The 19907-nt window shown below is 71.6% G+C and carries 18 protein-coding genes and 1 pseudogene; 10 read left to right on the top strand and 9 right to left on the bottom strand.

What is annotated here, in order from left to right; translation table 11 throughout:
* Positions 1-216 precede the first annotated feature (216 nt).
* From ACIBK0_RS29045 to ACIBK0_RS29015, 7 genes are all read right to left on the bottom strand, one after another.
* Positions 217-639 carry an NUDIX hydrolase gene (locus ACIBK0_RS29045; protein ID WP_399086239.1) on the bottom strand — a complete coding sequence of 141 codons (423 nt, stop codon included), beginning with the start codon at positions 637-639 and terminating at the stop codon, positions 217-219.
* A gap of 10 nt (positions 640-649) precedes the next feature.
* Positions 650-1720: a CHAD domain-containing protein gene (locus ACIBK0_RS29040; RefSeq protein WP_399086236.1), complete on the bottom strand. Its 1071-nt coding sequence runs from the start codon at positions 1718-1720 to the stop codon at positions 650-652.
* Positions 1701-3932, bottom strand: a complete 2232-nt coding sequence (locus ACIBK0_RS29035; protein ID WP_399086233.1) for an RNA degradosome polyphosphate kinase — start codon at positions 3930-3932, stop codon at positions 1701-1703. Before ACIBK0_RS29035 ends, ACIBK0_RS29040 begins: the two co-directional genes overlap by 20 nt.
* Positions 3933-4287: 355 nt before the next feature.
* Positions 4288-5295 (bottom strand): hypothetical protein, encoded by a 1008-nt coding sequence (locus ACIBK0_RS29030; RefSeq protein ID WP_399086230.1) that lies wholly within the window; start codon positions 5293-5295, stop codon positions 4288-4290.
* The gene (locus ACIBK0_RS29025) at positions 5292-6296 is read right to left on the bottom strand and encodes an ABC transporter permease (RefSeq protein WP_399086227.1); all 1005 of its coding nucleotides are present in this window, start codon (positions 6294-6296) and stop codon (positions 5292-5294) included. Before ACIBK0_RS29025 ends, ACIBK0_RS29030 begins: the two co-directional genes overlap by 4 nt.
* Positions 6293-7189 carry an ABC transporter ATP-binding protein gene (locus tag ACIBK0_RS29020; protein WP_399086224.1) on the bottom strand — a complete coding sequence of 299 codons (897 nt, stop codon included), beginning with the start codon at positions 7187-7189 and terminating at the stop codon, positions 6293-6295. Before ACIBK0_RS29020 ends, ACIBK0_RS29025 begins: the two co-directional genes overlap by 4 nt.
* Positions 7186-7575 carry a GntR family transcriptional regulator gene (locus ACIBK0_RS29015; protein WP_399086348.1) on the bottom strand — a complete coding sequence of 130 codons (390 nt, stop codon included), beginning with the start codon at positions 7573-7575 and terminating at the stop codon, positions 7186-7188. The genes ACIBK0_RS29020 and ACIBK0_RS29015 overlap by 4 nt, the downstream gene beginning before the upstream one ends.
* Before the next feature lie 135 nt (positions 7576-7710).
* On the opposite strand from ACIBK0_RS29015, the gene ACIBK0_RS29010 reads away from it, so the two are divergent.
* The 5 genes from ACIBK0_RS29010 to ACIBK0_RS28990 all read left to right on the top strand — a co-directional run bounded on the left by ACIBK0_RS29010 (position 7711) and on the right by ACIBK0_RS28990 (position 12686).
* Positions 7711-8253 (top strand): RNA polymerase sigma factor, encoded by a 543-nt coding sequence (locus ACIBK0_RS29010; RefSeq protein ID WP_189186057.1) that lies wholly within the window; start codon positions 7711-7713, stop codon positions 8251-8253.
* Positions 8250-9284 carry a zf-HC2 domain-containing protein gene (locus ACIBK0_RS29005; protein WP_399086220.1) on the top strand — a complete coding sequence of 345 codons (1035 nt, stop codon included), beginning with the start codon at positions 8250-8252 and terminating at the stop codon, positions 9282-9284. Before ACIBK0_RS29010 ends, ACIBK0_RS29005 begins: the two co-directional genes overlap by 4 nt.
* A gap of 228 nt (positions 9285-9512) precedes the next feature.
* A complete protein-coding gene (locus ACIBK0_RS29000; RefSeq protein ID WP_399086345.1) occupies positions 9513-10373 on the top strand; it encodes an ABC transporter ATP-binding protein in 861 nt (286 codons plus the stop codon).
* 109 nt (positions 10374-10482) lie between these two features.
* A complete protein-coding gene (locus tag ACIBK0_RS28995; RefSeq protein WP_399086217.1) occupies positions 10483-12042 on the top strand; it encodes an ABC transporter permease in 1560 nt (519 codons plus the stop codon).
* On the top strand, positions 12039-12686 hold the full coding sequence (locus tag ACIBK0_RS28990; protein WP_399086214.1) for an ABC transporter: 648 nt from the start codon (positions 12039-12041) through the stop codon (positions 12684-12686). Before ACIBK0_RS28995 ends, ACIBK0_RS28990 begins: the two co-directional genes overlap by 4 nt.
* Before the next feature lie 37 nt (positions 12687-12723).
* Here the strand turns inward: ACIBK0_RS28990 and mshD are convergent, their stop codons facing one another.
* Positions 12724-13650 (bottom strand): mycothiol synthase, encoded by a 927-nt coding sequence (mshD, locus tag ACIBK0_RS28985; protein ID WP_399086211.1) that lies wholly within the window; start codon positions 13648-13650, stop codon positions 12724-12726.
* 255 nt (positions 13651-13905) lie between these two features.
* On the opposite strand from mshD, the gene ACIBK0_RS28980 reads away from it, so the two are divergent.
* The 5 genes from ACIBK0_RS28980 to ACIBK0_RS28960 all read left to right on the top strand — a co-directional run bounded on the left by ACIBK0_RS28980 (position 13906) and on the right by ACIBK0_RS28960 (position 19391).
* Positions 13906-15705 carry a bifunctional metallophosphatase/5'-nucleotidase gene (locus tag ACIBK0_RS28980; RefSeq protein ID WP_399086207.1) on the top strand — a complete coding sequence of 600 codons (1800 nt, stop codon included), beginning with the start codon at positions 13906-13908 and terminating at the stop codon, positions 15703-15705.
* A gap of 86 nt (positions 15706-15791) precedes the next feature.
* Positions 15792-16991: a DUF2993 domain-containing protein gene (locus ACIBK0_RS28975; RefSeq protein ID WP_399086204.1), complete on the top strand. Its 1200-nt coding sequence runs from the start codon at positions 15792-15794 to the stop codon at positions 16989-16991.
* 249 nt (positions 16992-17240) lie between these two features.
* A complete protein-coding gene (locus ACIBK0_RS28970) occupies positions 17241-17369 on the top strand; it encodes a hypothetical protein (protein WP_399086201.1) in 129 nt (42 codons plus the stop codon).
* 42 nt (positions 17370-17411) lie between these two features.
* Complete coding sequence (locus tag ACIBK0_RS28965; protein WP_399086198.1) at positions 17412-17543, top strand: hypothetical protein; 132 nt, start codon at positions 17412-17414, stop codon at positions 17541-17543.
* Between the two features lie 81 nt (positions 17544-17624).
* Entirely contained in the window at positions 17625-19391 is a 1767-nt protein-coding gene (locus ACIBK0_RS28960; protein WP_399086195.1) for an ABC transporter ATP-binding protein, read from the top strand.
* Here the strand turns inward: ACIBK0_RS28960 and ACIBK0_RS28955 are convergent.
* Positions 19367-19663 (bottom strand): annotated as a pseudogene (locus ACIBK0_RS28955) (winged helix-turn-helix domain-containing protein); the annotation flags it as partial. The gene ACIBK0_RS28960 and the pseudogene ACIBK0_RS28955 overlap by 25 nt on opposite strands.
* Between the last annotated feature and the right edge of the window lie 244 nt (positions 19664-19907).

The following is a 19907-nucleotide window of genomic DNA, read 5'->3' as shown; positions in this document are numbered from 1 at the left end:
AGTGAACGGGGGGTGAACCCCTGCGGTCGGTGCGGTGAGGTCACGGAACGCTTACGTCGAGGACACAGGGTGGTTTCCGGCAACTCGGGTCCCTTCGACAACTCTAGGTAACCGGGTGTCAGCGCACAGGTTGCGACGCCGGTGCGCCGGCGCCGTATGACGCAACAGGGGCGGCCGAGGCCTCGGCCGCACTCGTGTGGCGGTGACATCGCGTCACTACGTCAGATGCAGCGCGGCGAGCAGGGCTCCGACCAGGTCGCGGTCCCTGGGCATCGTCAGCCGGTCGCGGGCCTCGGCGGGGGAGAGCCACAGGACGCGGTCCACCTCGCGGTTCGGGGTGAAGTGCCCGTCCGTCGCCTCGGCCGCCCAGTACCGGACCTCCTTGGGGCGGCCGGCGACGAGGTAGCGGAGCAGCGGCAGGGGGGCGCCCAGCACGGCGGTGTAGCCGGTCTCCTCCTCGACTTCGCGCAGTGCGCCCGCGAGAGGGTCCTCGCGCCGTTTCAGCTTTCCCTTCGGGTGCGACCAGTCGTCGTATTTCGGCCGGTGGACGAGACAGATCTGCAGCTCGCCGTCGACCGGGGAGCGGCGCCACAGGACGCAGCCCGCCGCCTGGATGGTGTCGATGGTGTCGTCCGCCATGGGGCCTCCCTCAAGGGGTGCGTACGGCTTCCCTCTGCCATGCCTGTTGGAACGCGAAGCGTGCCGCCTCCACCTCGTGCCGTTGGTCGGCGTGGAGCACGCCGAGCGCGTACGCGGTTGCCGGGGCGATACGCGGGGTGCGGGCCGCCGACGCCGCGGCGGACGCCGCCTCCGCCGCGTCCCGGTGCCGGTTGAGTGCCTGGCCCGCCGCGAGGAGCCGTACGTCGATGGGGCACTCCTCGCCGTACAGGACCTCGCGGGCGTAGCGGTGCAGTCGCAGCAGCAGGCGGACCTGGTGCCAGGGGGCGTCCTGCGGCTGGGGCGCGGTGTCGGCGGAGAGGCCGTGGACGAGGGCCTCCGCGTTGTAGGGGTGGCCCGCGGTGACCAGGGGCAGCGCGGCGATCGCGTCGGTGAGCCGGTCCTCCGCGGCAGCGGCCGGCGGGCGCAGGTCGGTGGAGGTGGCCGTGGGGGTCAGCGGGACCTCGCTGGCCAGGACCGCCACGCTGTCGGCGACCGCGTGGAAGCGGCTCGAGCCCAGCGCCTGCAGGGCCGCCGAGTGGGCCCTGGTGCGGGCCAGGGTGAGCTGGCGGTCCAGGAGGGCGCCCGCTTTCGCGGCGCCGACGGTCAGGTTGCCCGCGGGCTGGGTGCGTGGGCCGGGGGCGGAAGCGGTGGCGGCCGGCTGGCCCACAGCCTTGCCGCCCGACTGTGCCGGGAGTGCCGACGAACCCGACAGGCGGTTCAGGGCGCCCAACAGCCGTTCCAGGCGTGCCGCGTACGCGTGTTCGCGGGCCAATGTGCCGGACAGCCAGGCCAGTTCGGGGCGCATGCCCTCCGACCAGTCCGGGTCGAGCAGGGGCCGGAAGGTGTGGAGGCTGCCGCTGATGCGACGCGCCGAGCGGCGCAGTGCCCGCGCCGCTTCGACGGACTCCTCCGAGCCGTTCGCTGCGCCGCCGGTCTCCCGGTGCTGGCGCAGCGAACGGAGGAACTCCGTGGCCTGGGCCCGCAGATATCCCGCCAAGGCGTCCCCGGACACGGGACCGGCCGTGGGATCGGTGGGGGGATCAAGGTGCTGCTGTGCCACGCCGGCGCCTCCGGGCGTCTATGAGCATCTCCTGGACGTTCCGCAGGGGCTGGCCATCCGCGTCGGTCGCGTGCCGCGTCCACTCGCCGTCGGGGCCCAGGTGCCAGGAGGAGGTGGTGTCGGACATGCCGGTCTCCAACAGCCGGTTGAGGGCTGCCCGGTGGGCCGGGTCGGTCACTCGGACCAGCGCCTCGATCCGCCGGTCGAGGTTGCGGTGCATCATGTCGGCGCTGCCGATCCACACCTCGGGCTCGCCGCCGTTGCCGAAGCCGAAGACCCGGGAGTGTTCGAGGAAGCGGCCGAGGATGGAGCGGACCTGAATGTTTTCGGACAGGCCGGTGACGCCCGGCCGGACCGCGCAGATGCCGCGCACCCAAATGTCGACCGGTACTCCGGCCTGCGACGCGCGGTACAGCGCGTCGATGATCGCCTCGTCCACCATCGAGTTGACCTTGATGCGGACGAACGCGGGGCGGCCGGCGAGGTGGTGCTGTACTTCCTTGTTGATCCGCGAGATCAGGCCGTCGCGCAGGGACTTGGGGGCGACGAGCAGACGGCGGTAGGTCTCGCGGCGCGAGTAGCCCGACAGCCGGTTGAACAGGTCGGAGAGGTCCGCGCCGACCTGCGGGTCGGCGGTGAGCAGTCCGAGGTCCTCGTACAGCCGGGCGGTCTTGGGGTGGTAGTTGCCCGTGCCGACGTGGGAGTAGCGGCGCAGGGTGTCGCCCTCCTGCCGTACGACGAGCGACAGCTTGCAGTGCGTCTTCAGACCGACCAGGCCATAGACGACATGGCAGCCCGACTCCTCCAGCTTGCGGGCCCACTTGATGTTGGCCTGCTCGTCGAAGCGGGCCTTGATCTCGACGAGGACGAGGACCTGCTTGCCGGACTCGGCGGCGTCGATGAGCGCGTCGACTATCGGCGAGTCGCCGGACGTCCGGTACAGGGTCTGCTTGATGGCGAGCACGTCCGGATCGGACGCGGCCTGCTCCAGGAAGGCCTGCACGGAGGTGGAGAAGGAGTCGTACGGGTGGTGCAGCAGGACATCGCGTTCGCGCAGGGCGGCGAAGATGTCGGGCGCGGACGCGGACTCGACCTCCGCGAGGTCGCGGTGGGTGCCCGCGATGAACTTCGGGTACTTCAGCTCGGGCCGGTCGAGGGCGGCGATGCCGAAGAGGCCGGTGAGGTCCAGGGGACCCGGCAGCGGGTACACCTCGGCCTCGGAGATCTTCAGCTCCCGTACGAGCAGATCGAGGACGTACCGGTCGATGGACTCCTCGACCTCCAGGCGCACCGGCGGACCGAAGCGGCGCCGCATGAGCTCCTTCTCCAGAGCCTGGAGCAGGTTCTCGGCGTCGTCCTCCTCGACCTCCAGGTCCTCGTTGCGGGTGAGGCGGAAGGTGTGGTGCTCAAGGACCTCCATGCCCGGGAACAGCTCTTCCAGGTGGGCCGCGATGACGTCCTCGATGGGGACGTAACGGTTCGGCGAGGCCTCCAGGAAGCGGGAGAGCAGCGGCGGGACCTTGACGCGCGCGAAGTGGCGGTGGCCGCTGACCGGGTTCCGTACGACGACGGCCAGGTTCAGGGACAGGCCGGAGATGTACGGGAAGGGGTGCGCGGGGTCGACCGCCAGCGGGGTCAGGACCGGGAAGATCTGGTGCCGGAAGAGCGTGAAGAGGCGGGCCTGCTCCTTCTCGGTCAGCTCGCTCCAGCGGACCAGGTGGATGCCCTCCTCCGCGAGCGCGGGGGCGACGTCCTCCTGGTAGCAGGCCGCGTGCCGGGCCATGAGCTCGCGCGAACGGGCCCAGATCATCTCCAGGACCTCGCGGGGCTGCAGGCCGGAGGCGGACTTCGTCGCGACGCCGGTCGCGATACGGCGCTTCAGACCCGCCACCCGGACCATGAAGAACTCGTCCAGGTTGCTGGCGAAGATGGCCAGGAAGTTGGCGCGCTCCAGGAGGGGCGTGTTCGGGTCCTCCGCGAGCTCCAGAACCCGCTCGTTGAACCCAAGCCAGCTGCGCTCGCGGTCCAGGAAGCGGCCCTGCGGCAGCGTGATGCCGTCCTGCACCGTGTCCTCGTACGCGTCGAGGTCGGCGTCGATGTCGGGCTCGAGATCGGAGACCGCCGCCGACACGGTGTGCGGGCGGTGAGCGGCTATGGAGCCGACGGACGGCTGGGGGTGCTGTACCGGTGCCTGGGCGCTGGGCTGGTTCATGGACCCATTCTTCCGCGCCAGGGGCGAGACCGGCGCGTCGGAGAGGGCGAGCGGCAGCGGAGCGAGGCGGATGTTCCCTCCCCCACCCTCGGCTTCGCTCGGGCGGGGGGACCCCCATCGCATCACCGGCGTAGGCTCATCCCCCGTCGTCGGCGAGGTCCCGTTCTCGGGTGGAGGCGACGGCTCGGGCACGGCGGGCTTCATTGACTGAGCGTCGCAAGGTCACCTGAATCGATGGTTACGGCGACATGACGTGCGGGATAGCGGGGGGCGGCTCCCGGACGTCTACATGTCCGGGAGCCGCGTACGCGCCCACCCCCGTGAGGTGCGTACGTCTCTCGGCCGTACAGCCGCTCTAAGGGGTACGGCGGCGCAGCAGCCGGAACGCCACTGCGGTGGCGAGGGCCGCGACGGCGAGGAGCACACCGGTCTCCATGAACTGGAGGGGCCAGAAATGCGACTCGGGGTGGCGCGTGGCCCAGAAGTCGGTCAGGCCGGAGCGGGCCATGCAGTCCTTGATGTCCGCGGCGCTGTCGTAGCCGACACAGGCCAGGTTGTTGCCGATGTGCTCGCCGGTCGTGGTGACGGCGCCGTGTTCGAGCACCTGGGAGCTGCGCGGGAGGTGCAGCGCGGCCCGTCCGGTGACCGTGTCGGCGGGCCACAGGCTGGTCCGGAACCAGTCGACGACGTTGTACAGGACCAGCGTCGCCGCGAAGGCCACGCCCGCCGCGGGCAGCGCCTTCCTGGTGACCAGGCCCGCGAGCGCGCCGAGGGTGAGCCCGGCGAGTACGTGGGCGACGGCGGCCGGGCCCGTGGAGAGGAAGACGTCGGGGTTGTACCAGTCGCCGACGAGGTTCGGGTTGTCGTCCCGGCGGGCCCAGACGTTGAGGAGGACGATCAGGGTGGTGCCGGTGGCGAGCAGGGCCGCCGGGACAGCGAGCTTGGCGGTGAGCCAGCGCACCGGGGTGACGGACTGGGTCCAGGCCAGTTCCGCGGTCCCGCTCTCCAGTTCGCGCCCGATCAGCGCGGCGCCTGCCCAGGCGGCGACCGGGAACATCAGGTACGACAGGGCGGTGTCGACGAGGCCGATGCCGATTCCGTAGGTCTCGTCGGTGTTGATCGCCTCGACGTCCGAGCAGCTCGGCAGGGTGTCGGTGGCCGGTGTGGCGCAGGCGCTGAGTCCCGCGCGGGCGTCGGCACCGATGGAGTACATCCAGATCAGGGTCCCCACGGCGGCGAGCAGGAGGGCACCCCAGAGCAGCAGGGCCGTGCGGTGCAGGCGCAGGACGGTCCAGGGGAGGCCGCCGAACGCGCCGCTGTCGTTCGCGCGGGCGACCGTACCTCTGGCGGTGAGGGCGCTCATACGGCGGTTCCCTTCGCGACGGTGCCGGTGTGGCGAGCGAGCACACGGAAGGCGAGAAGGACCACGAGGCCGGTGAGGGCGAGGGTGAGGGCGGTCGCCGTGAGCTGGAGGGGCCAGTAGTGGGAGTAGGGGTGCATCTCGCTGTAGAAGCGCACGATGTGCTGCTTGTCGAGCTGGGCGCGGCAGTCCTTGGCGGCGCTCCAGTACTGGGCGCAGTCCGGGACGGGTACCTGGGCGCCGGTGGACGTGACCGCGCCGTAGGAGACCACGGGGCCGCCGAACCAGGGGCCGTCCTTGAGCGGGGTGGTCACCGTGACGGTCGGCCAGAAGTACCCGCGGAACCAGCTGAGGCCGAAGCCCACGGCCGCCGTGACCGCGACGGTGACGGCCAGGGCGGCCAGCGAGCGGCGCAGCAGCAGGCCGGTGAGAGCGCCGGCGGCCAGCCCGAACAGGGTCAGTGCGACGGTGGTCGGGCCGTTGGCCTGGAAGACCAGGATGTCGTTCCAGCCGAGGACGTCGGCACGGCGGCCCTCGGCCCACAGCAGGTGGTGCAGCAGCACCAGGAGTGAGGTGCCCGCCGTGAGCAGAGCGGCCGGGGCGAGCAGCTTGGCGGCGAGCCAGCGGGCGGGCGTGACCGACTGGGTCCAGGCGAACTGCGCCGTGCCGCTCTCCAGCTCGCGACTGGTCAGCGTGGCGCCGGCCCATGCGGCGACCAGGAGGGGCAGGAACGTCACGACGTACGAGGCGTAGCGCAGGACGTCCTTGTAGATGAGGTACGCGTCCTGGTCGTAGGAGCAGGCGTAGTCGCACGCCTTGAGACGCTGGTAGGCGGCGGCCGCCGGTTCCGCGAGCCATCCATAGCCCCACACCATCAAGGCCAGGGCGGCGAGGACCACGCCCGTCCAGAGGAACAGTGCGGGGCGGTGCAGCCGCAGCATCGCGCGCGCCGTGGTGAAAGGGGTGGGCGCCGCCGGGGTGCCGGCGACGGTGACGGCGGTCATGCGGCGGGCTCCTGGGAGGGGGTGCGGGCGGGGTCGAGGACCAGCGCGGGGGCGTCGGGGTTGCGCAGGTGCGCGAGGAGCAGTTCCTCGAGCGAGGGCGCGGTGGCGCCGCCGTCGGTGGGAAGCGGTCCCCGTGGTCGTATCAGCGCGGTCAACTGGCGCCCCGTGGTGCGGGATTCGACGACGGTGTGCGGGTCCAGGTCGCGGACCGGACCGGTGGTCAGCGTGTGCGCGGCCAGCAGGTCGTCCAGGGCGCCCGCCAGGCGCACCCGGCCGCCGCCGATCAGCAGCAGGTAGTCGCAGGAGCCCTCCAGTTCGGCGACGACGTGCGAGGACATCACGACCGTGGTGCCGTACTGCGCGGCCTCGGCCATCAGCAGGCCCATCAGTTCGTGGCGGGCGAGCGGGTCGAGGTCGGCCATCGGCTCGTCCAGGAGCAGGAGTTCGGGCCGCTTGCCGAGCGCCAGGGCGAGGGCGACGCGGGTGCGCTGGCCGCCGGAGAGGGAGCGGACCCTGGCCTTCGGGTCGAGGTCGCCGGCCGCCACGATCCGCTCGGCGACGGAGGCGTCCCAGCGCGCGGGGTTGAGCTCCCGGCCCAGGAGCAGCGTGTCGGCGACGCTGAGCTGCGGGTACAGCGGCTTGCCCTGCGCGACGTACGCGATGCGCTCGCGGGCGGCGGCCGGGTGCGTGCCGAGTACGGTCAGGGAGCCCTCGGTGGGGGCGAGCAGCGCGGCCGCGTGGGCCAGCAGGGTCGACTTGCCCGCGCCGTTGGGTCCGACGACGGCGCAGACGCGCCCCACCGGGAGCCGGAAGGTGCACTCGCGCAGGGCCCAGCCCCCGCGCCGCCCGAACCGCTTGCCCAGCTCGGCCGCCGCTATGGCGGTCTCGGTCATTCCTGGTCTCCCTTGCTGAACTGTTCATCGAGTACGGCGGTGAAGAGCGCCGCCACGTCGTCGCGCTGGAGCCCGGCCTCGCGGGCCCTGCTCGCCCAGGCGTCCAGTTCGGCACGCAGGGGCGAGTCGGCCGGGGCGGTGCCCAGCGACTTCCGTACGAAGGTGCCGAGGCCGCGTCTGGCCTCGACCAAGCCCTCCCGCTCCAGCTCGCGGTAGGCCTTCAGGACGGTGTTCGGATTGATGGCGGTGGCTTCCACGACCTCACGGGCCGTGGGGAGCTTGTCGCCCGGTTCAAGGAGGCCGAGGCGCAGGGCCTGCTTGGTCTGCTGGACGATCTGGACGTAGGTGGCGACGCCGCTGCGCCGGTCGATGCGGTACTCGACCACTCGGACAACCACCCTTTCACTAATTGAGTAGTGAAAGGGTGGTGCAAGAGGGTGGCCGCGGTCAAGACCGAGCGGGTCCAAGATTTCGTGGGCCGATGCGTGAACCGATCGGCGGGGCTCGTCCGATGAGGGGTTGTGAGGGAAACGAGAAGCGACGGGGAGCTGCTGCGGGCCATCGCGGCGGACGGGGACCGTCGCGCCTTCGAGGAGCTGTACCGGCGCTACGCGCCGTGGCTGACCGCGCGGCTGCGCGGCCGGTGCGCCGACGCCGGAGTCGTCGACGATGTCGTGCAGGAGACCTTCCTCGCCGTGTGGCGCGGCACCGCCCGCTACCGCGAGGAGGGTGACGCGGCCGGCTGGCTGTGGCGCATCGGCTCGCGACGACTGATCGACGCCCTGCGCGGCGACGGCGCGCGCGGCCGGCTCCGGCAGGCACTCGCCCGTCTTCGGCACCGCGACGAGGACTCCGCCGAGGAGCGCGTGCTGGCCGGGGTCGAACACGGCGATCTGGCAGGCGCGTTGACCCGGCTCTCGCCCGAACTGCGCGCGGTCCTCCAGGCCACGGTGATCGACGGGCTCAGCACCCGGGAAGCGGCCGTCCTGCTCGGTATTCCGCCGGGCACGGTCAAGACGCGGGCACTGCGTGCACGCAAGCAGCTGCGGGAGGAGTTGGCATGAGCGGCGACGAGTATGCAGCCCGTCCGGCGTTCGAGGACGAGGCCGTTCAGGCCGACGCGGGGGACGGGGGGCGGCAGCACCCAGGGACGGGACGGGAAGGGGCGGAGGCGGCGAAAACCGCTGGTCCGCCCGCACCCGACGCAGGAGCGGGCGCAAGCACCGCACCGACCGACGGCCGGTGGCACGTGGACGAAGCCGACCTCCGGGCCTACGCACAGGGCGAGTTGTTCCCTCCCCGGCTCTGGTCCGCCGACACCCACCTCGCCTCGTGCGCACGGTGCCGGGAGGCGCTGGCCGCCGTGAGCGATCGCGTCGCGCTGGACGCCGGGTGGGAGCGGCTCGACGCCGAGCTGGACGCGCCGCGGCCGGGGCTGTTCGAGTCGCTGCTCGTGCGGGTCGGCGTCGCCGATCACATCGCGCGGCTGCTCGCGGCCACGCCCGTGCTGCGCCGCTCCTGGCTGGGCGCGGTCGCCGCCGTGCTGGTCATGACCGTGGTGGCGGCGAACACGGTGCAGTCCGCGGCCTCGCCCTCGCTGTTCCTGGCCCTCGCGCCGCTGCTTCCGCTCGCCGGGGTCGCGCTGTCGTACGGGCCCCTGCTCGACCCGACGTACGAGATGGCCGTCGTGTCACCGATGCACGGGTTTCGGCTGCTGATGATCCGCACGGTCGCCGTACTGGCCGTCGGCCTGGGCCTGAACGGCCTGGCGACCCTCGCGCTGCCGTCGTACGGACTGCGCGCACTGGCCTGGCTGCTACCCGCGCTCGCCCTCACCGGCACCGGGCTCGCGCTGACCCCCCGGCTGGGCCCGGTGCTCGCACCCTCCCTGGTCGGCGGTGCGTGGATCGGCCTGCTGGTGGCGGCGCACTCGACCACCGAGGCGGGCGGCACGCTCGCTCCGTTCACGGCGGCCGGACAAGGCGTCGCCGGGGCGGTCGCGGCGCTCGCCACCGGGCTGCTCTATCTCCTACGGGACCGCTTCGACGCGTCGCGTGTGCCCTTCGCTTCCTTCTCCGACGGGGGTGCCGCGTGACCGCTCCCGGCTCCGACGGGGGTGCCGCGTGACCGCTCCCGGCTCCGACGGGGGTGCCGCGTGACCGCTCCCGGCTCCGACGGGGGTGCCGCGTGACCGCCCCCGGCTCCGACAGGGGTGCCGAGTGACCGCCCCCGGCTCCGACAGGGATGCCGAGTGACCGCCGCCTCTGCCCACGTCTTCGACCTCTTCGACCTCTTCGACCTCTCCGACAGGAGTGCCCTGCGTATGACCCCCACCGTCTCCGCATCCGGTCTGACCCTGCGCTACGGCGGGACCGTCGCCCTCGACGACGTCTCGTTGCGGCTGACCGAGGGCGTCACCGGGCTGCTCGGGCCCAATGGGGCCGGAAAGACCACCCTGTTGCGGGTGCTCGCCACCGCCGTGCCCGCCGACCGGGGGGCCTTCACGGTGCTCGGGCACGACCCGGGCACGACGGCCGGCCGCCTGGACGTGCGGCGCGCGCTGGGCTATCTGCCGCAGACGCCCGGGTTCCACCAGGACTTCTCGGCCTTCGATTTCGTCGACTACGTGGCGATCCTGAAGGAGCTGACGGACCGCGGCGCCCGGCACCGGGAGGTGCGGCGGGTGCTCGACGCCGTCGACCTGTCGGACGTACGGAGCAAGCGCATCAAGAGGCTGTCCGGCGGTATGCGCCAACGGGTCGCGCTGGCCGCGGCGCTCGTCGGCGACCCCGGTTTCCTCGTCCTCGACGAGCCGACCGTCGGCCTCGACCCCGAACAACGCATGCGCTTTCGGGAGCTGATCGCCGAGGCGGGTGAAGGGCGGACGGTTCTGCTCTCCACCCACCAGACCGAGGACGTCGCGATGCTCTGCCACCGTGTGATCGTCATGGCTCGCGGAAGCGTCCGCTTCGAGGGCACGCCCGCCGAGCTGACCGCGCGGGCGGGCGGCCGGGTGTGGAGCAGCACGGAACGCGACCCGGGCGCGCGCGCCGGATGGCGTACGGGCACGGGCTCCTTCCGTAACGTCGGCGACCCGCCCGAGGGCGCCGACCTCCTCGAACCGACCCTGGAGGACGGCTACTTGCTCACGCTCGACGGCGAGTCCGCGGAGGTGGCTGCCTAATGCTTCTGTCAAGCCACGAGATGAAGAGGCGGCCGAGCCTGGTAGGGCTGGCGGTCGCGCAGTCCCAGAGTCGCGAACTCATGGGACGCACTCAAGAAGGTAGGGCGGCATGAGCGGCACCACCACCGGCACGGTCGAGCAGGCGGCTCCCACGGGGGTGGAGCCGCCTGCTCGGGGACAGGGGTCCAGGACGGCCGCCGTGCTCGCCCTCGCCCGCTTCGAGGCACGCGAACTGCTCCTGCAGATACCGGTGTTCGTCTTCTTCGCGCTGTACGTCGGCTACACCGGCTGGACGATGTTCAACGGCCGCGAAGGCATGGACGACTACCCGGTCCTCCAGGACGTCGACCGGTCCACCCAGACCGGCCCGTTGCTCCTCGGCATCGCGCTGTTCGTCTGCGTCAACCGCGCCGTGCTGCGCTCCCGCAGGCAGGGCACCGACCGGCACTTCGACGTGCTGGTCATGGAGCCGTGGCGGCGGACGGTGGCGCACGCGCTGTCCGTCGTGCCCTTCGCCGCCGGCACGGCGCTGGTCGTCGTCCTCCAGTTCACCTGGGCGGCGCTGAAGCCGGGCGCGGTCGGCCACGGCTCGCCCGCCGAACTGGCCGTGGGCCCGCTGGCGATCCTCCTGTCCGGCGCCCTCGGCGTCCTGCTCGCACGGCTGATCCGCTCCACCTTCGGCGCACCGCTCTTCGTGGTCGTCGCCTATGTCGTCACCGTCCTCGTGACCAACGCCGCGGGCAGCGCGCACTGGGCGCGCCGGCTGTCCCCGGCCGTCTCGGAGGAGGGGGCCGACCCGATCCCCTCCGAGCTGCTGGGCCGCCCGGCCGCCTGGCACGTGCTGTATCTGGTGGGGCTCACGGTGTTGCTGCTGTGCCTCGCGGTCCTGGTCGGCGGCGGTCGTACACGTGTCGTCAAGGCCCTGACCGCCGTCGCCCTCGCCGCCACGGTCACCGGTGTCGCCGGGCAGTCCCCGGGCGATTCGGCCGGGCTGATCGCGGCCCGCGCCAAGGCGTCCGTCACGCCGGAGAAGGTGCAGTCGTGCGTCGCGCACGGCAGGTCGACCTACTGCGCCTACCCCGAGTGGACCGGCCGCACCGCCGACTGGGCCGAGGTCGTCGCCCGCGTCCAGTCCCTCGCGGGCGGCTCGGCCCGGGGCGAGCGGCTGACCGTGCGGCAGCGGGTCGACGCCCGCTACGGACTGGAGAGCGACGCCGCGCTCGAACCGTCCAGCACGCCCGGCGTGGTGACCGTCGGCACGCGGTGGGGCGGCAACCGGATCCCGGAGTTCGCGGTCGGCGTCGCCTCGGTCCTGGTGGCCGGCGACGAGGAGTCCAGCGGCGAAGGGTGCGACGCCCGCGCGGTGACCATCATGTGGCTGGCGCTGGCCTCGGAGTCCGACCCGATGACCGTGTTCCGCCACATCCGCCTCAACGACAGCGTCAAGGGCTCCGGGATCTCGCTCGCGCCCACGAACTCGGTCTATCTGACTGCCGAACAGACCAGGATCGTACGGGAGTTGCTGCACAAGCCCCGCTACAGCGTCATCCCCAAGGTGCGGGCCCACTGGGCGGAACTCACCTCCGCGAAGACGTCGACGTCTCGGGTGGCCCAGCTGCTGGGAGTGCCGGCGGCGGGCGCCGGGGACGCGAAGAGCTGCGAGCAGTGACCGCACCCGTGATCCGAGCCCTGCTGCGCCCGGTGTCCCGGACCCTGCCCCGGCGGGCTCTCGCGGCGGGCAGCGCCCTTGGGCTGCTGCTCGCCGGGAGCCCGCGGCTGCTGTCGTCCCCGCCCGACGCGTGGCTCTGCCTCAGCCTTCTGCGGGCCGCCGCGCTCGCCTTCGGCCTGGGCCTGGCCTTCCTGCTCGACGACCCGGCCCGGCACACCACCGCCGCGGTGCCGACCCGGCGACCGGTGCGCATCGGTCTGCGGGTGGCGCTCGTCGCTCCCTTCGCGGTGCTCTGGTGGACGACCGCGCTGCTTCTCGTACCGGGGGAGGCCCGGCCCCCGGTGGGCGCGGTCACCCTGGAGGCGGCGGTCATCGCCGTATTCGCCCTGGCCGCCGCGGCCCTGGCCGTGCGGTGCTCCGACGTGGCCGAGCCGGGGGTCGGGGTGTCGGCCGGCCTGCCGGTCGCCGTGCTCGCCTGTTCCCTGCTGCTCCCGGAACGGTGGGAGCTGTTCGTGGCGGTGGCCGACCCGCGCTGGGACGGCGCCCACGAACGCTGGGCGGGGCTTTTGGTCGTGGCGGTGGTGGTGGGTGTGTGCTCCGTCGCGGAACCCAGGCGGCGGATCACCGCTCTTGCTCATCGCTGACCCGGCGTGAGGCACCGAGCCGGTGCCGGCGGAGCGGTTACGACTCCGTGCGGTACATCAGGTCCGTCTCGTGGGTGACGAAGCCGAGCCGCTCGTACACGGTCACCGCCGCCTTGTTGTCGGCGTCGACGTAGAGCATCGCGGTGGGCAGGCCCTGCGCGGCGAGGTGGCGGAGCCCGATCGTGGTGAGCGCCTTGCCCAGCCCGCCGCCCTGGGCGCCGGGGCGCACCCCGAGGACGTACACCTCGCCCAGCCGCTCCTCGGCGTGGACCTTGGTCCAGTGGAAGCCGGCGAGTCGGCCCTCGCGGAAGGCGAGGAAGAAGCCGGACGGGTCGAACCACGGCTCGGCCATCCGGTCGTCCAGGTCGCGCTGGGTGAGGGAGCCCTGCTCGGGGTGGTGGGCGAAGGCCTCGGCGTTCACCGCGAGCCAGGCGGCGTCGTCCCGGCCCCGCACGAAGGCGCGGACGTGCACCCCGTTCGGGAGCTTCGGCTCCGGCAGGTCGAGGTCCGCCAACGGCCGCCGCATCTGGCGCAGTTCGCGGAAGAGAGTGAGCCCGAGGACCTGCGCGAGGTGCCGGGCGGCCGAGTGCCCGCCGTGCGCCCACACCCGCAGCCGCTTCCCGGACTCGGCGAGCAGTGCTGAGCCCAGCGCCCGCCCGTGCCCGTGCCCGCGGTGCGCCGGGTGCACGACCAGCTCGGCGGCCGGGGCCTCCACCGGGTCGGTGTCCTCCAGCTGCGCGTAACCGATGAGCTGGTCGCCGACGGTCAGCAGCAGATGCCGTACGCCCTCCCGGGCGCCGCCCTTGAGCTGCAGCCGCCCCTGCTCGGACACCGCCTGCTGCCCATCGGCCCGGGCGGCCTCGGCGAGCAGCTGGAGCACGTCCTCGGCCTGGCCCGGGGAGAGCGCGGAGCAGGTCTCGATGGAGCGGGAGAGGGCGGGCAGTGCGCTGTCGTCGCTGGTCATGGCTACGAGGGTAAGGCCTGCCCCTTTCATGGCGAAGTGCCCTCGACCGCAACCTGTTGGTAACCCCCAACCCCCTGTTGCGCTACGCGCGTTGAATCTAAAGTGCGCGCAAAGCGGTAAGTCGCGGTAAGTCGCAGTGGTCGCACGGCTCCTACGGCTTCCACAGCTCTCCGCCTCGTTCAGCCTTCCGGCTCTTCCAGCTCTTCCAGTTCTTTCGGCTCTTTCAGCTCCCACGGATCCCACAGGGGGGAACCCATGCCACCGACGCCACGGCACAGACGTACCCATCGCCTCCTCGCGGCCGCCGCCGGCCTTGCCACCGTCGGCGCGCTGGCCGCGGCGATGCCCGCGAGCGCGGGTCAGGACACGGCGACGCCGCTGCACCACCAGGGCAGCGGCCGCTACCAGGACGTACAGCTGCTGTCCTTCAACGACCTGCACGGCAATCTGGAGCCGCCGTCCGGATCCTCGGGCCGTGTCACGGAGCTGCAGGCGGACGGCACGACGAAGACCATCGACGCGGGCGGTGTCGAATACCTCGCCACGCATCTGCGCGAGGCCCGCAAGAACAACAAGTACTCGATCACGGCCGCCGCCGGTGACATGGTCGGCGCCTCCCCGCTGATCTCCGGCCTCTTCCACGACGAGCCGACGATCGACGCGCTGAACAAGCTCGACCTGGACGTGACGAGCGTCGGCAACCACGAGTTCGACGAGGGCGCCAAGGAGCTGGCCCGCCTGCAGAACGGCGGCTGCCACCCGAAGGACGGCTGTTACGACGACAGCGAGGAGTTCACCGGCGCCAACTTCCCCTACCTCGCGGCGAACGTCACCGACGAGAAGACCGGCAAGCCGATCCTCAAGCCCTACTGGGTGTGGAAGAAGAACGGCGTCAAGGTCGGCTTCATCGGCGTGACCCTCGAAGGCACCCCGAACATCGTCTCCGCCGAGGGCGTCAAGGGCCTGAAGTTCGGCGACGAGGTCGAGACGATCAACAAGTACGCCAAGGTGCTCCAGCGCCAGGGCGTGAAGTCGATCGTCGCGCTGATCCACGAGGGCGGCGCGCCCGCGTCGGCGGCGTACAACTACGACTGCGACAGTCCCGGCGCCGGAGACGGCATCTCCGGCCCGATCGTCGACATCGCCAAGAACGTCACCCCGGCCGTCGACGCGCTGGTCACCGGCCACACCCACCAGGCGTACGCCTGCACCATCCCCGACCCGGCGGGCAACCCGCGCATGGTGACGTCGGCCTCGTCCTTCGGCCGGCTCTACACGGACACGACGCTGACGTACGACCGCTGGACCGGCGACATCGCCCGTACGGCGGTGAAGTCCGCGAACCACGTCGTCACCCGTGACGTGGCCAAGGCCGCCGACATGACGGCCCTGATCACCAAGTGGAAGACCCTCGCCGCCCCGGTCGCCTCGCGCCCCATCGGCTACATCGCGGGCGAGATCGGCAACACCGGCACCGAGTCCCCGCTCGGCGACCTGATCGCCGACGCGCAGCTCGCGTACGCCAAGTCCGTCGACCCGGAGGCCGACCTCGCGGTGATGAACCCGGGCGGCATCCGCGCCGGGCTCACCTACACCGCGAGCGGCAGCGAGGGTGACGGCGTGGTGACGTACGGGGAGGCCTACACGGTCCAGCCCTTCTCCAACACGGTCAATCTGGTGAACCTCACCGGTGCCCAGCTGATCACCGCACTCCAGCAGCAGGTCAGCGGCACGAACGAGGCGGCGCCGAAGATCCTCCAGATCTCCTCGGGCCTCACCTACACGCTGGACCTGACGAAGACGGGCGCCGCCCGCGTGGTCGCGGACTCCGTCAAGCTCAACGGCTCCGCCATCGATCCCACCGCCACCTACCGCGTCGCGATGAACTCCTTCCTCGCGGGCGGCGGCGACGGCTTCGCCGAACTCGGCAAGGGCACGAACATGGTCGTCGGCGGCGACGACCTGGCGGCCTTCGGGTCCTACCTGACGGCCAACTCCTCGGCGGCGACGCCGTATCCGGTGCCCGCGGCGGACCGGATCACGATCGTGAAGTAGAGATCGTGCCGTGGAGATCGTGAAGTAGATCGCATACGAGCGGTTGCGCTTGCGGACAGGGGCGGTACGCATGGTCGGATGAGACGATGCGTACCCCCCACCGCATAACAACGCATCCCTATACGAACCCCTACGAAGAGCTCGCCGCTCTGGACGACGGTCCGCTGGAGGAGTTCCTCCACGAGGACGAGCCGGAGGAGGCGCCGGAGGAGGACTGGGCTCCGCCCAACCACCGCCGGGGCAGCCGACGCGGCAAAAAACGCTTCGCCGGACTGCCGTTCGCGATGAAAGCCGCCGTCCTCGTCCTGTCCCTCGCCGCGTTCCTCACGCTCGCCGACCGCTGGGCGCTGCTGTACGCCGAGCACGAGGCGGCCGGCAAACTCAAGGACCAATTGCACCTGGCCGCCGCGCCCGAGGTCGAGATCGGGGGCTTCCCCTTCCTCACCCAACTCGCCGACCACCGGCTGGACTCCGTGAAGGTGACCGTGCCGGACGTGGCGGCCGACCGGGTCTCGCTGGCGCAGGTGTCGGCGACGGCGACGCATGTACGGCTCGACGGCGGCGACGGCCCCACCGCCGTACGCGGTGCCCGTATCCCCGCACTGCACGGTGAGGTGCTGCTCTCCTTCGACGACCTGAACCGGGAACTCGGCGCGTCCCAGGTGACGTTCACGGGACACGGCGGCGACCGGGTACGGGCGCGCGGCACGCTGCCCGTCGCCGGACACGATCTGAAACTCCGGGCCGACGCCCGCATCGGCCGCGACGGTGAGCGCGGCATCTCGACGCGGATCGACGGAATGCGCCTGGACATCGGCGACTTGGCCACCTACCGGCCGGGCGTCCGCGCCTCGGAGGGTCTGCACCTCACCGCGCGCTCCGTGGCGCGCCTCGGCAAGGAGACCGGCAAGGCGAGGGCCCTGCTCTCCGTCCCGTCGATCGTGCGCCGCCTCGGGGTGCCGGACGCGGCGGTGCGGGAGGCGCTGCGCGACGACACCGAGCTCGCCTCGCTGACGGGTTCGGCGAGGTTCGCCCGCCGGGCGATGCGCGTGAACCTCCTCGACGTGGCGAGCGCCCACCCGGCGCTCCTGAAGCGCTTCGGCCTGGACCCGGCCCTCCTCGACGGTCTCTCCCGGCTCACCCGGCCCGTTCTCGTGGACCAGCTGTCCCTGGGATTCCGCCTGCCGCATCCGAAGGACGGCGACCTGCGGCTGCGCGACGTCCGTGTGGAGAAGGACGGGATCCGGGTGCGGATGACGGGATCGGCTCTGACGATCGGCCGTTGACGGAACACCGACCGGGTGAATCAGCCTTTGCATTACCTCGGTAAGTTCCAGGTGAGGGTCGTCATAAATTCTGTGTGAGTGGCAAGTCGGTTCCGCGGCTTCGCTAAGTATTTCTTTCAGCTGCAATTCATCGAGGTCTCAGCAGAATTGGCGATTTCCGGGTTCGGTGTCCCGTAGTGTTTTCCATGTCGAAAGCGAACAGCGCAAACGGCAAAGGGAATTCACCCACTGGGAAGAAGGAGAACCCCCATGAGCTTCCACAAGATCGCCCCGGTCAAGAAGCAGCACAAGGCCGCTCCCGCCGCGAAGAAGGCGCACAAGCCCGCCAAGCCGGCGCCGAAGAAGCCCGCTGCCCGCCGCCCGGTCGGCAACAAGTAACCAGCAGACCTACCGCAGCAGAGAGCAGAGAGAGGGACACTCATGAGCTTCCACAAGATCGCCCCGGTGAAGAAGACCCGCAAGCCTGCCCCGGCCCCCAAGTGCGCCGGCAAGCCCGCGCCGAAGAAGGCCGACGCTCCGAAGCCGCGCCCGGTGGGCCGTCAGGGCCGCTAACAGCCGCTACGAGGCGGGGCCCCGGAATTGTTCCGGTGGCCCCGCCTCGGCCGTGTTCCGAACCGTAAGAAGGGAGTTGGCATGCGAGAAGTCCCTCAGGCCTTCGCTCGCTTTTGGCCGCTGACGCGCGGAGACCGTAAGTGGCTCGTGGTGATCATCGGCTGTGTGGTCGTGGCCGCGCTCGCCGAGACGGCCTCGATCCTGCTTTTCGCGCAGCTCACCGACCATGCCCTGAAGGCCGGTTCGCTCGCGGCGTTCTGGGGGCCCGCCGGCGCCTGGCTCGGTGTCGCCGTGCTCGGCGCGCTCGTCGGGTATCTCGGCAACTCGCTCGCCGTGTGGACCGCCGAGAGATTCGTCCTGCGGCTTCGCGCGGGGGTGTTCCGGCACGTCCAGGATCTGCCTCCGCACTTCTTCCAGAAGCACCGCCAGGGTGATCTGGTCGAACGTCTCACCGGTGACGTCGAGGCCATCGAGCAGATGGTCGTGTCCGGGGTCGTCGGGACGGTCTCCGCCGCCTTCTCCGCGGTCTTCTACGCCGCCGCGGCCCTCTGGCTGCGCTGGGACCTCGCGCTCGCCACCTTCGTCCTCGCTCCCCTCTTCCTCGTCGCCGCCCGCCGTTTCTCCGGGCGGATCAGGACCGCCTCCCAGGAGGAGCGGGCCGCCGACGGCGCGATCACCTCCGTCGTCGAGGAATCGCTCGGCAACGTGGTGCTGACGCAGGCGTACAACCGTCGCCGCGCCGAGGAGAAGCGGCTCGACCGGGAGGCGCGCGCCTGGATGCGGGCGTCCGTGCGCGGGGCGCGGGCGAGCGAGATGTACGAGCAGTTCGTCGAGGTCGTCGAGACGGTGTGCGTGCTCGCGGTGATCGGGCTGGGTGCCTGGGAGATCTCCCAAGGGCGGATGTCACTGGGCCAGTTGCTCGCCTTCGCTGCCTTCCTCGGCTATCTCTACCCGCCGATCCGCAATCTCGGGCAGCTCGGTCTCACTCTCACCGCCGCCACCGCCGGCGCCGAGCGGCTCCAGGAGATCCTGGACGCCGAGCCCGCCGTCAGCGACCCCGCCGACCCGGTGCGGGCATGGCCCGTGCGCGGCTGGGTCGGCTTCCACGGCACGTCGTTCCGCTACCCAGGCGCCGGGCGCGACTCTCTGCACGACGTGACCTTCACGGCAGGACCGGGCGAACTCGTCATCGTCACCGGAACCAGCGGCGCCGGAAAGTCCACCCTCTCCAAACTCCTCACCCGCTTCTACGACCCCACGGCCGGCGTGATCTGCCTCGACGGCGTCCCGCTGACCGACGTACCCCTGGAGTTCCTGCGCGAGAACGTCGCGCTGCTGCCCCAGGAGACCCTCATCCTGCACGGCACCATCCGCGAGAACATCGAGTGCGGACGGCCGGGAGCGACGGATGCCGAGATCGAGCGGGCCGCGCGGGACGCCGTCGCGCACGACTTCATCAGCGCCCTTCCGGACGGGTACGACACCGAGATCGCGCCCGGCACGGCCACGCTCTCCGGTGGTCAGCTCCAGCGGATCGCCATCGCCCGCGCCATGCTGCGCGGCGCCCCCGTCCTCGTCCTCGACGAGCCCACGGCCGGTCTCGACGCGGTCGCCGCGCGCCGCGTGGTGCAGCCGCTGCGCCGGCTGATGGCGGGCCGTACGACCATCATGATCACGCACGATCTGTCGCTGGCGCCCGACGCGGACCGCATCCTCGTCGTGGACGGCGGACGGCTGGTGGAGGCGGGCACGCACGACGAGCTGATGGCGTACGGAGGGGCCTACGCGCGGCTCGCGACGCCGACGGCGGAGCTCGGCCTCGGCTACCTGGCGGGGCGGAGCGTGTAGCCCAGGCCCCGCACGGTGTGGATCAGCCGCGGACCGCCGTGGCTCTCCAGCTTGCGGCGCAGATACATCACGTACACATCCAGCGTGTTGGACGTCGGCTCGAAGTCGAAGCGCCAGACCTCCTTGAGGATCTGGGCCCGGCTGAGGACCCTGGCCGGGTGCCGCAGCAGGTACTCCAGCAACGCGTACTCGGTCCTGGTGAGGTCGAGGGGGCGGTCGGCGCGGGTGACCGTGCGGGTGCGCGGGTCCATGGCGACGTCGAAGGAGAGCGCGCTGCCGGGGGCGGTCCCCACGTCGGGCCCGCCCGCGAGATCGAGGACCTCGCGACCGCCCCCGGCGAGGACGGTCTCGTACCGTTCCTGAGCAGTGAGCGGCAGTGAGTCCGCACACTGGCACGCCCCGAACGGTCTTGAGCGCACTGGTCGTCCGCTTTCGCATCCCGGGCGGCGACACGGATCCTGTCCGTGGTCCGAGCCGGGTGGGCGGAGTTCCTCACGACCTGGCCAAGTGGGTGTG

It is taken from the genome of Streptomyces sp. NPDC050564, assembly GCF_044457265.1.
In the GTDB taxonomy this organism is placed as follows: domain Bacteria; phylum Actinomycetota; class Actinomycetes; order Streptomycetales; family Streptomycetaceae; genus Streptomyces.
This window is presented reverse-complemented; position numbering and strand designations above follow the sequence as displayed.

Coding starts and splice junctions, on each gene's coding strand:
- ACIBK0_RS29030 (WP_399086230.1), bottom strand. CDS start 5,295: ATGAGCGCCCTCACCGCCAGAGGTACGGTCGCCCGCGCGAACGACAGC.
- mshD (WP_399086211.1), bottom strand. CDS start 13,650: ATGACCAGCGACGACAGCGCACTGCCCGCCCTCTCCCGCTCCATCGAG.
- ACIBK0_RS28960 (WP_399086195.1), top strand. CDS start 17,625: ATGCGAGAAGTCCCTCAGGCCTTCGCTCGCTTTTGGCCGCTGACGCGC.
- ACIBK0_RS28970 (WP_399086201.1), top strand. CDS start 17,241: ATGAGCTTCCACAAGATCGCCCCGGTCAAGAAGCAGCACAAGGCCGCT.
- ACIBK0_RS28980 (WP_399086207.1), top strand. CDS start 13,906: ATGCCACCGACGCCACGGCACAGACGTACCCATCGCCTCCTCGCGGCC.
- ACIBK0_RS28975 (WP_399086204.1), top strand. CDS start 15,792: ATGCGTACCCCCCACCGCATAACAACGCATCCCTATACGAACCCCTAC.
- ACIBK0_RS28965 (WP_399086198.1), top strand. CDS start 17,412: ATGAGCTTCCACAAGATCGCCCCGGTGAAGAAGACCCGCAAGCCTGCC.
- ACIBK0_RS29000 (WP_399086345.1), top strand. CDS start 9,513: ATGACCCCCACCGTCTCCGCATCCGGTCTGACCCTGCGCTACGGCGGG.
- ACIBK0_RS29020 (WP_399086224.1), bottom strand. CDS start 7,189: ATGACCGAGACCGCCATAGCGGCGGCCGAGCTGGGCAAGCGGTTCGGG.
- ACIBK0_RS28995 (WP_399086217.1), top strand. CDS start 10,483: ATGAGCGGCACCACCACCGGCACGGTCGAGCAGGCGGCTCCCACGGGG.
- ACIBK0_RS29045 (WP_399086239.1), bottom strand. CDS start 639: ATGGCGGACGACACCATCGACACCATCCAGGCGGCGGGCTGCGTCCTG.
- ACIBK0_RS29035 (WP_399086233.1), bottom strand. CDS start 3,932: ATGAACCAGCCCAGCGCCCAGGCACCGGTACAGCACCCCCAGCCGTCC.
- ACIBK0_RS29005 (WP_399086220.1), top strand. CDS start 8,250: ATGAGCGGCGACGAGTATGCAGCCCGTCCGGCGTTCGAGGACGAGGCC.
- ACIBK0_RS29025 (WP_399086227.1), bottom strand. CDS start 6,296: ATGACCGCCGTCACCGTCGCCGGCACCCCGGCGGCGCCCACCCCTTTC.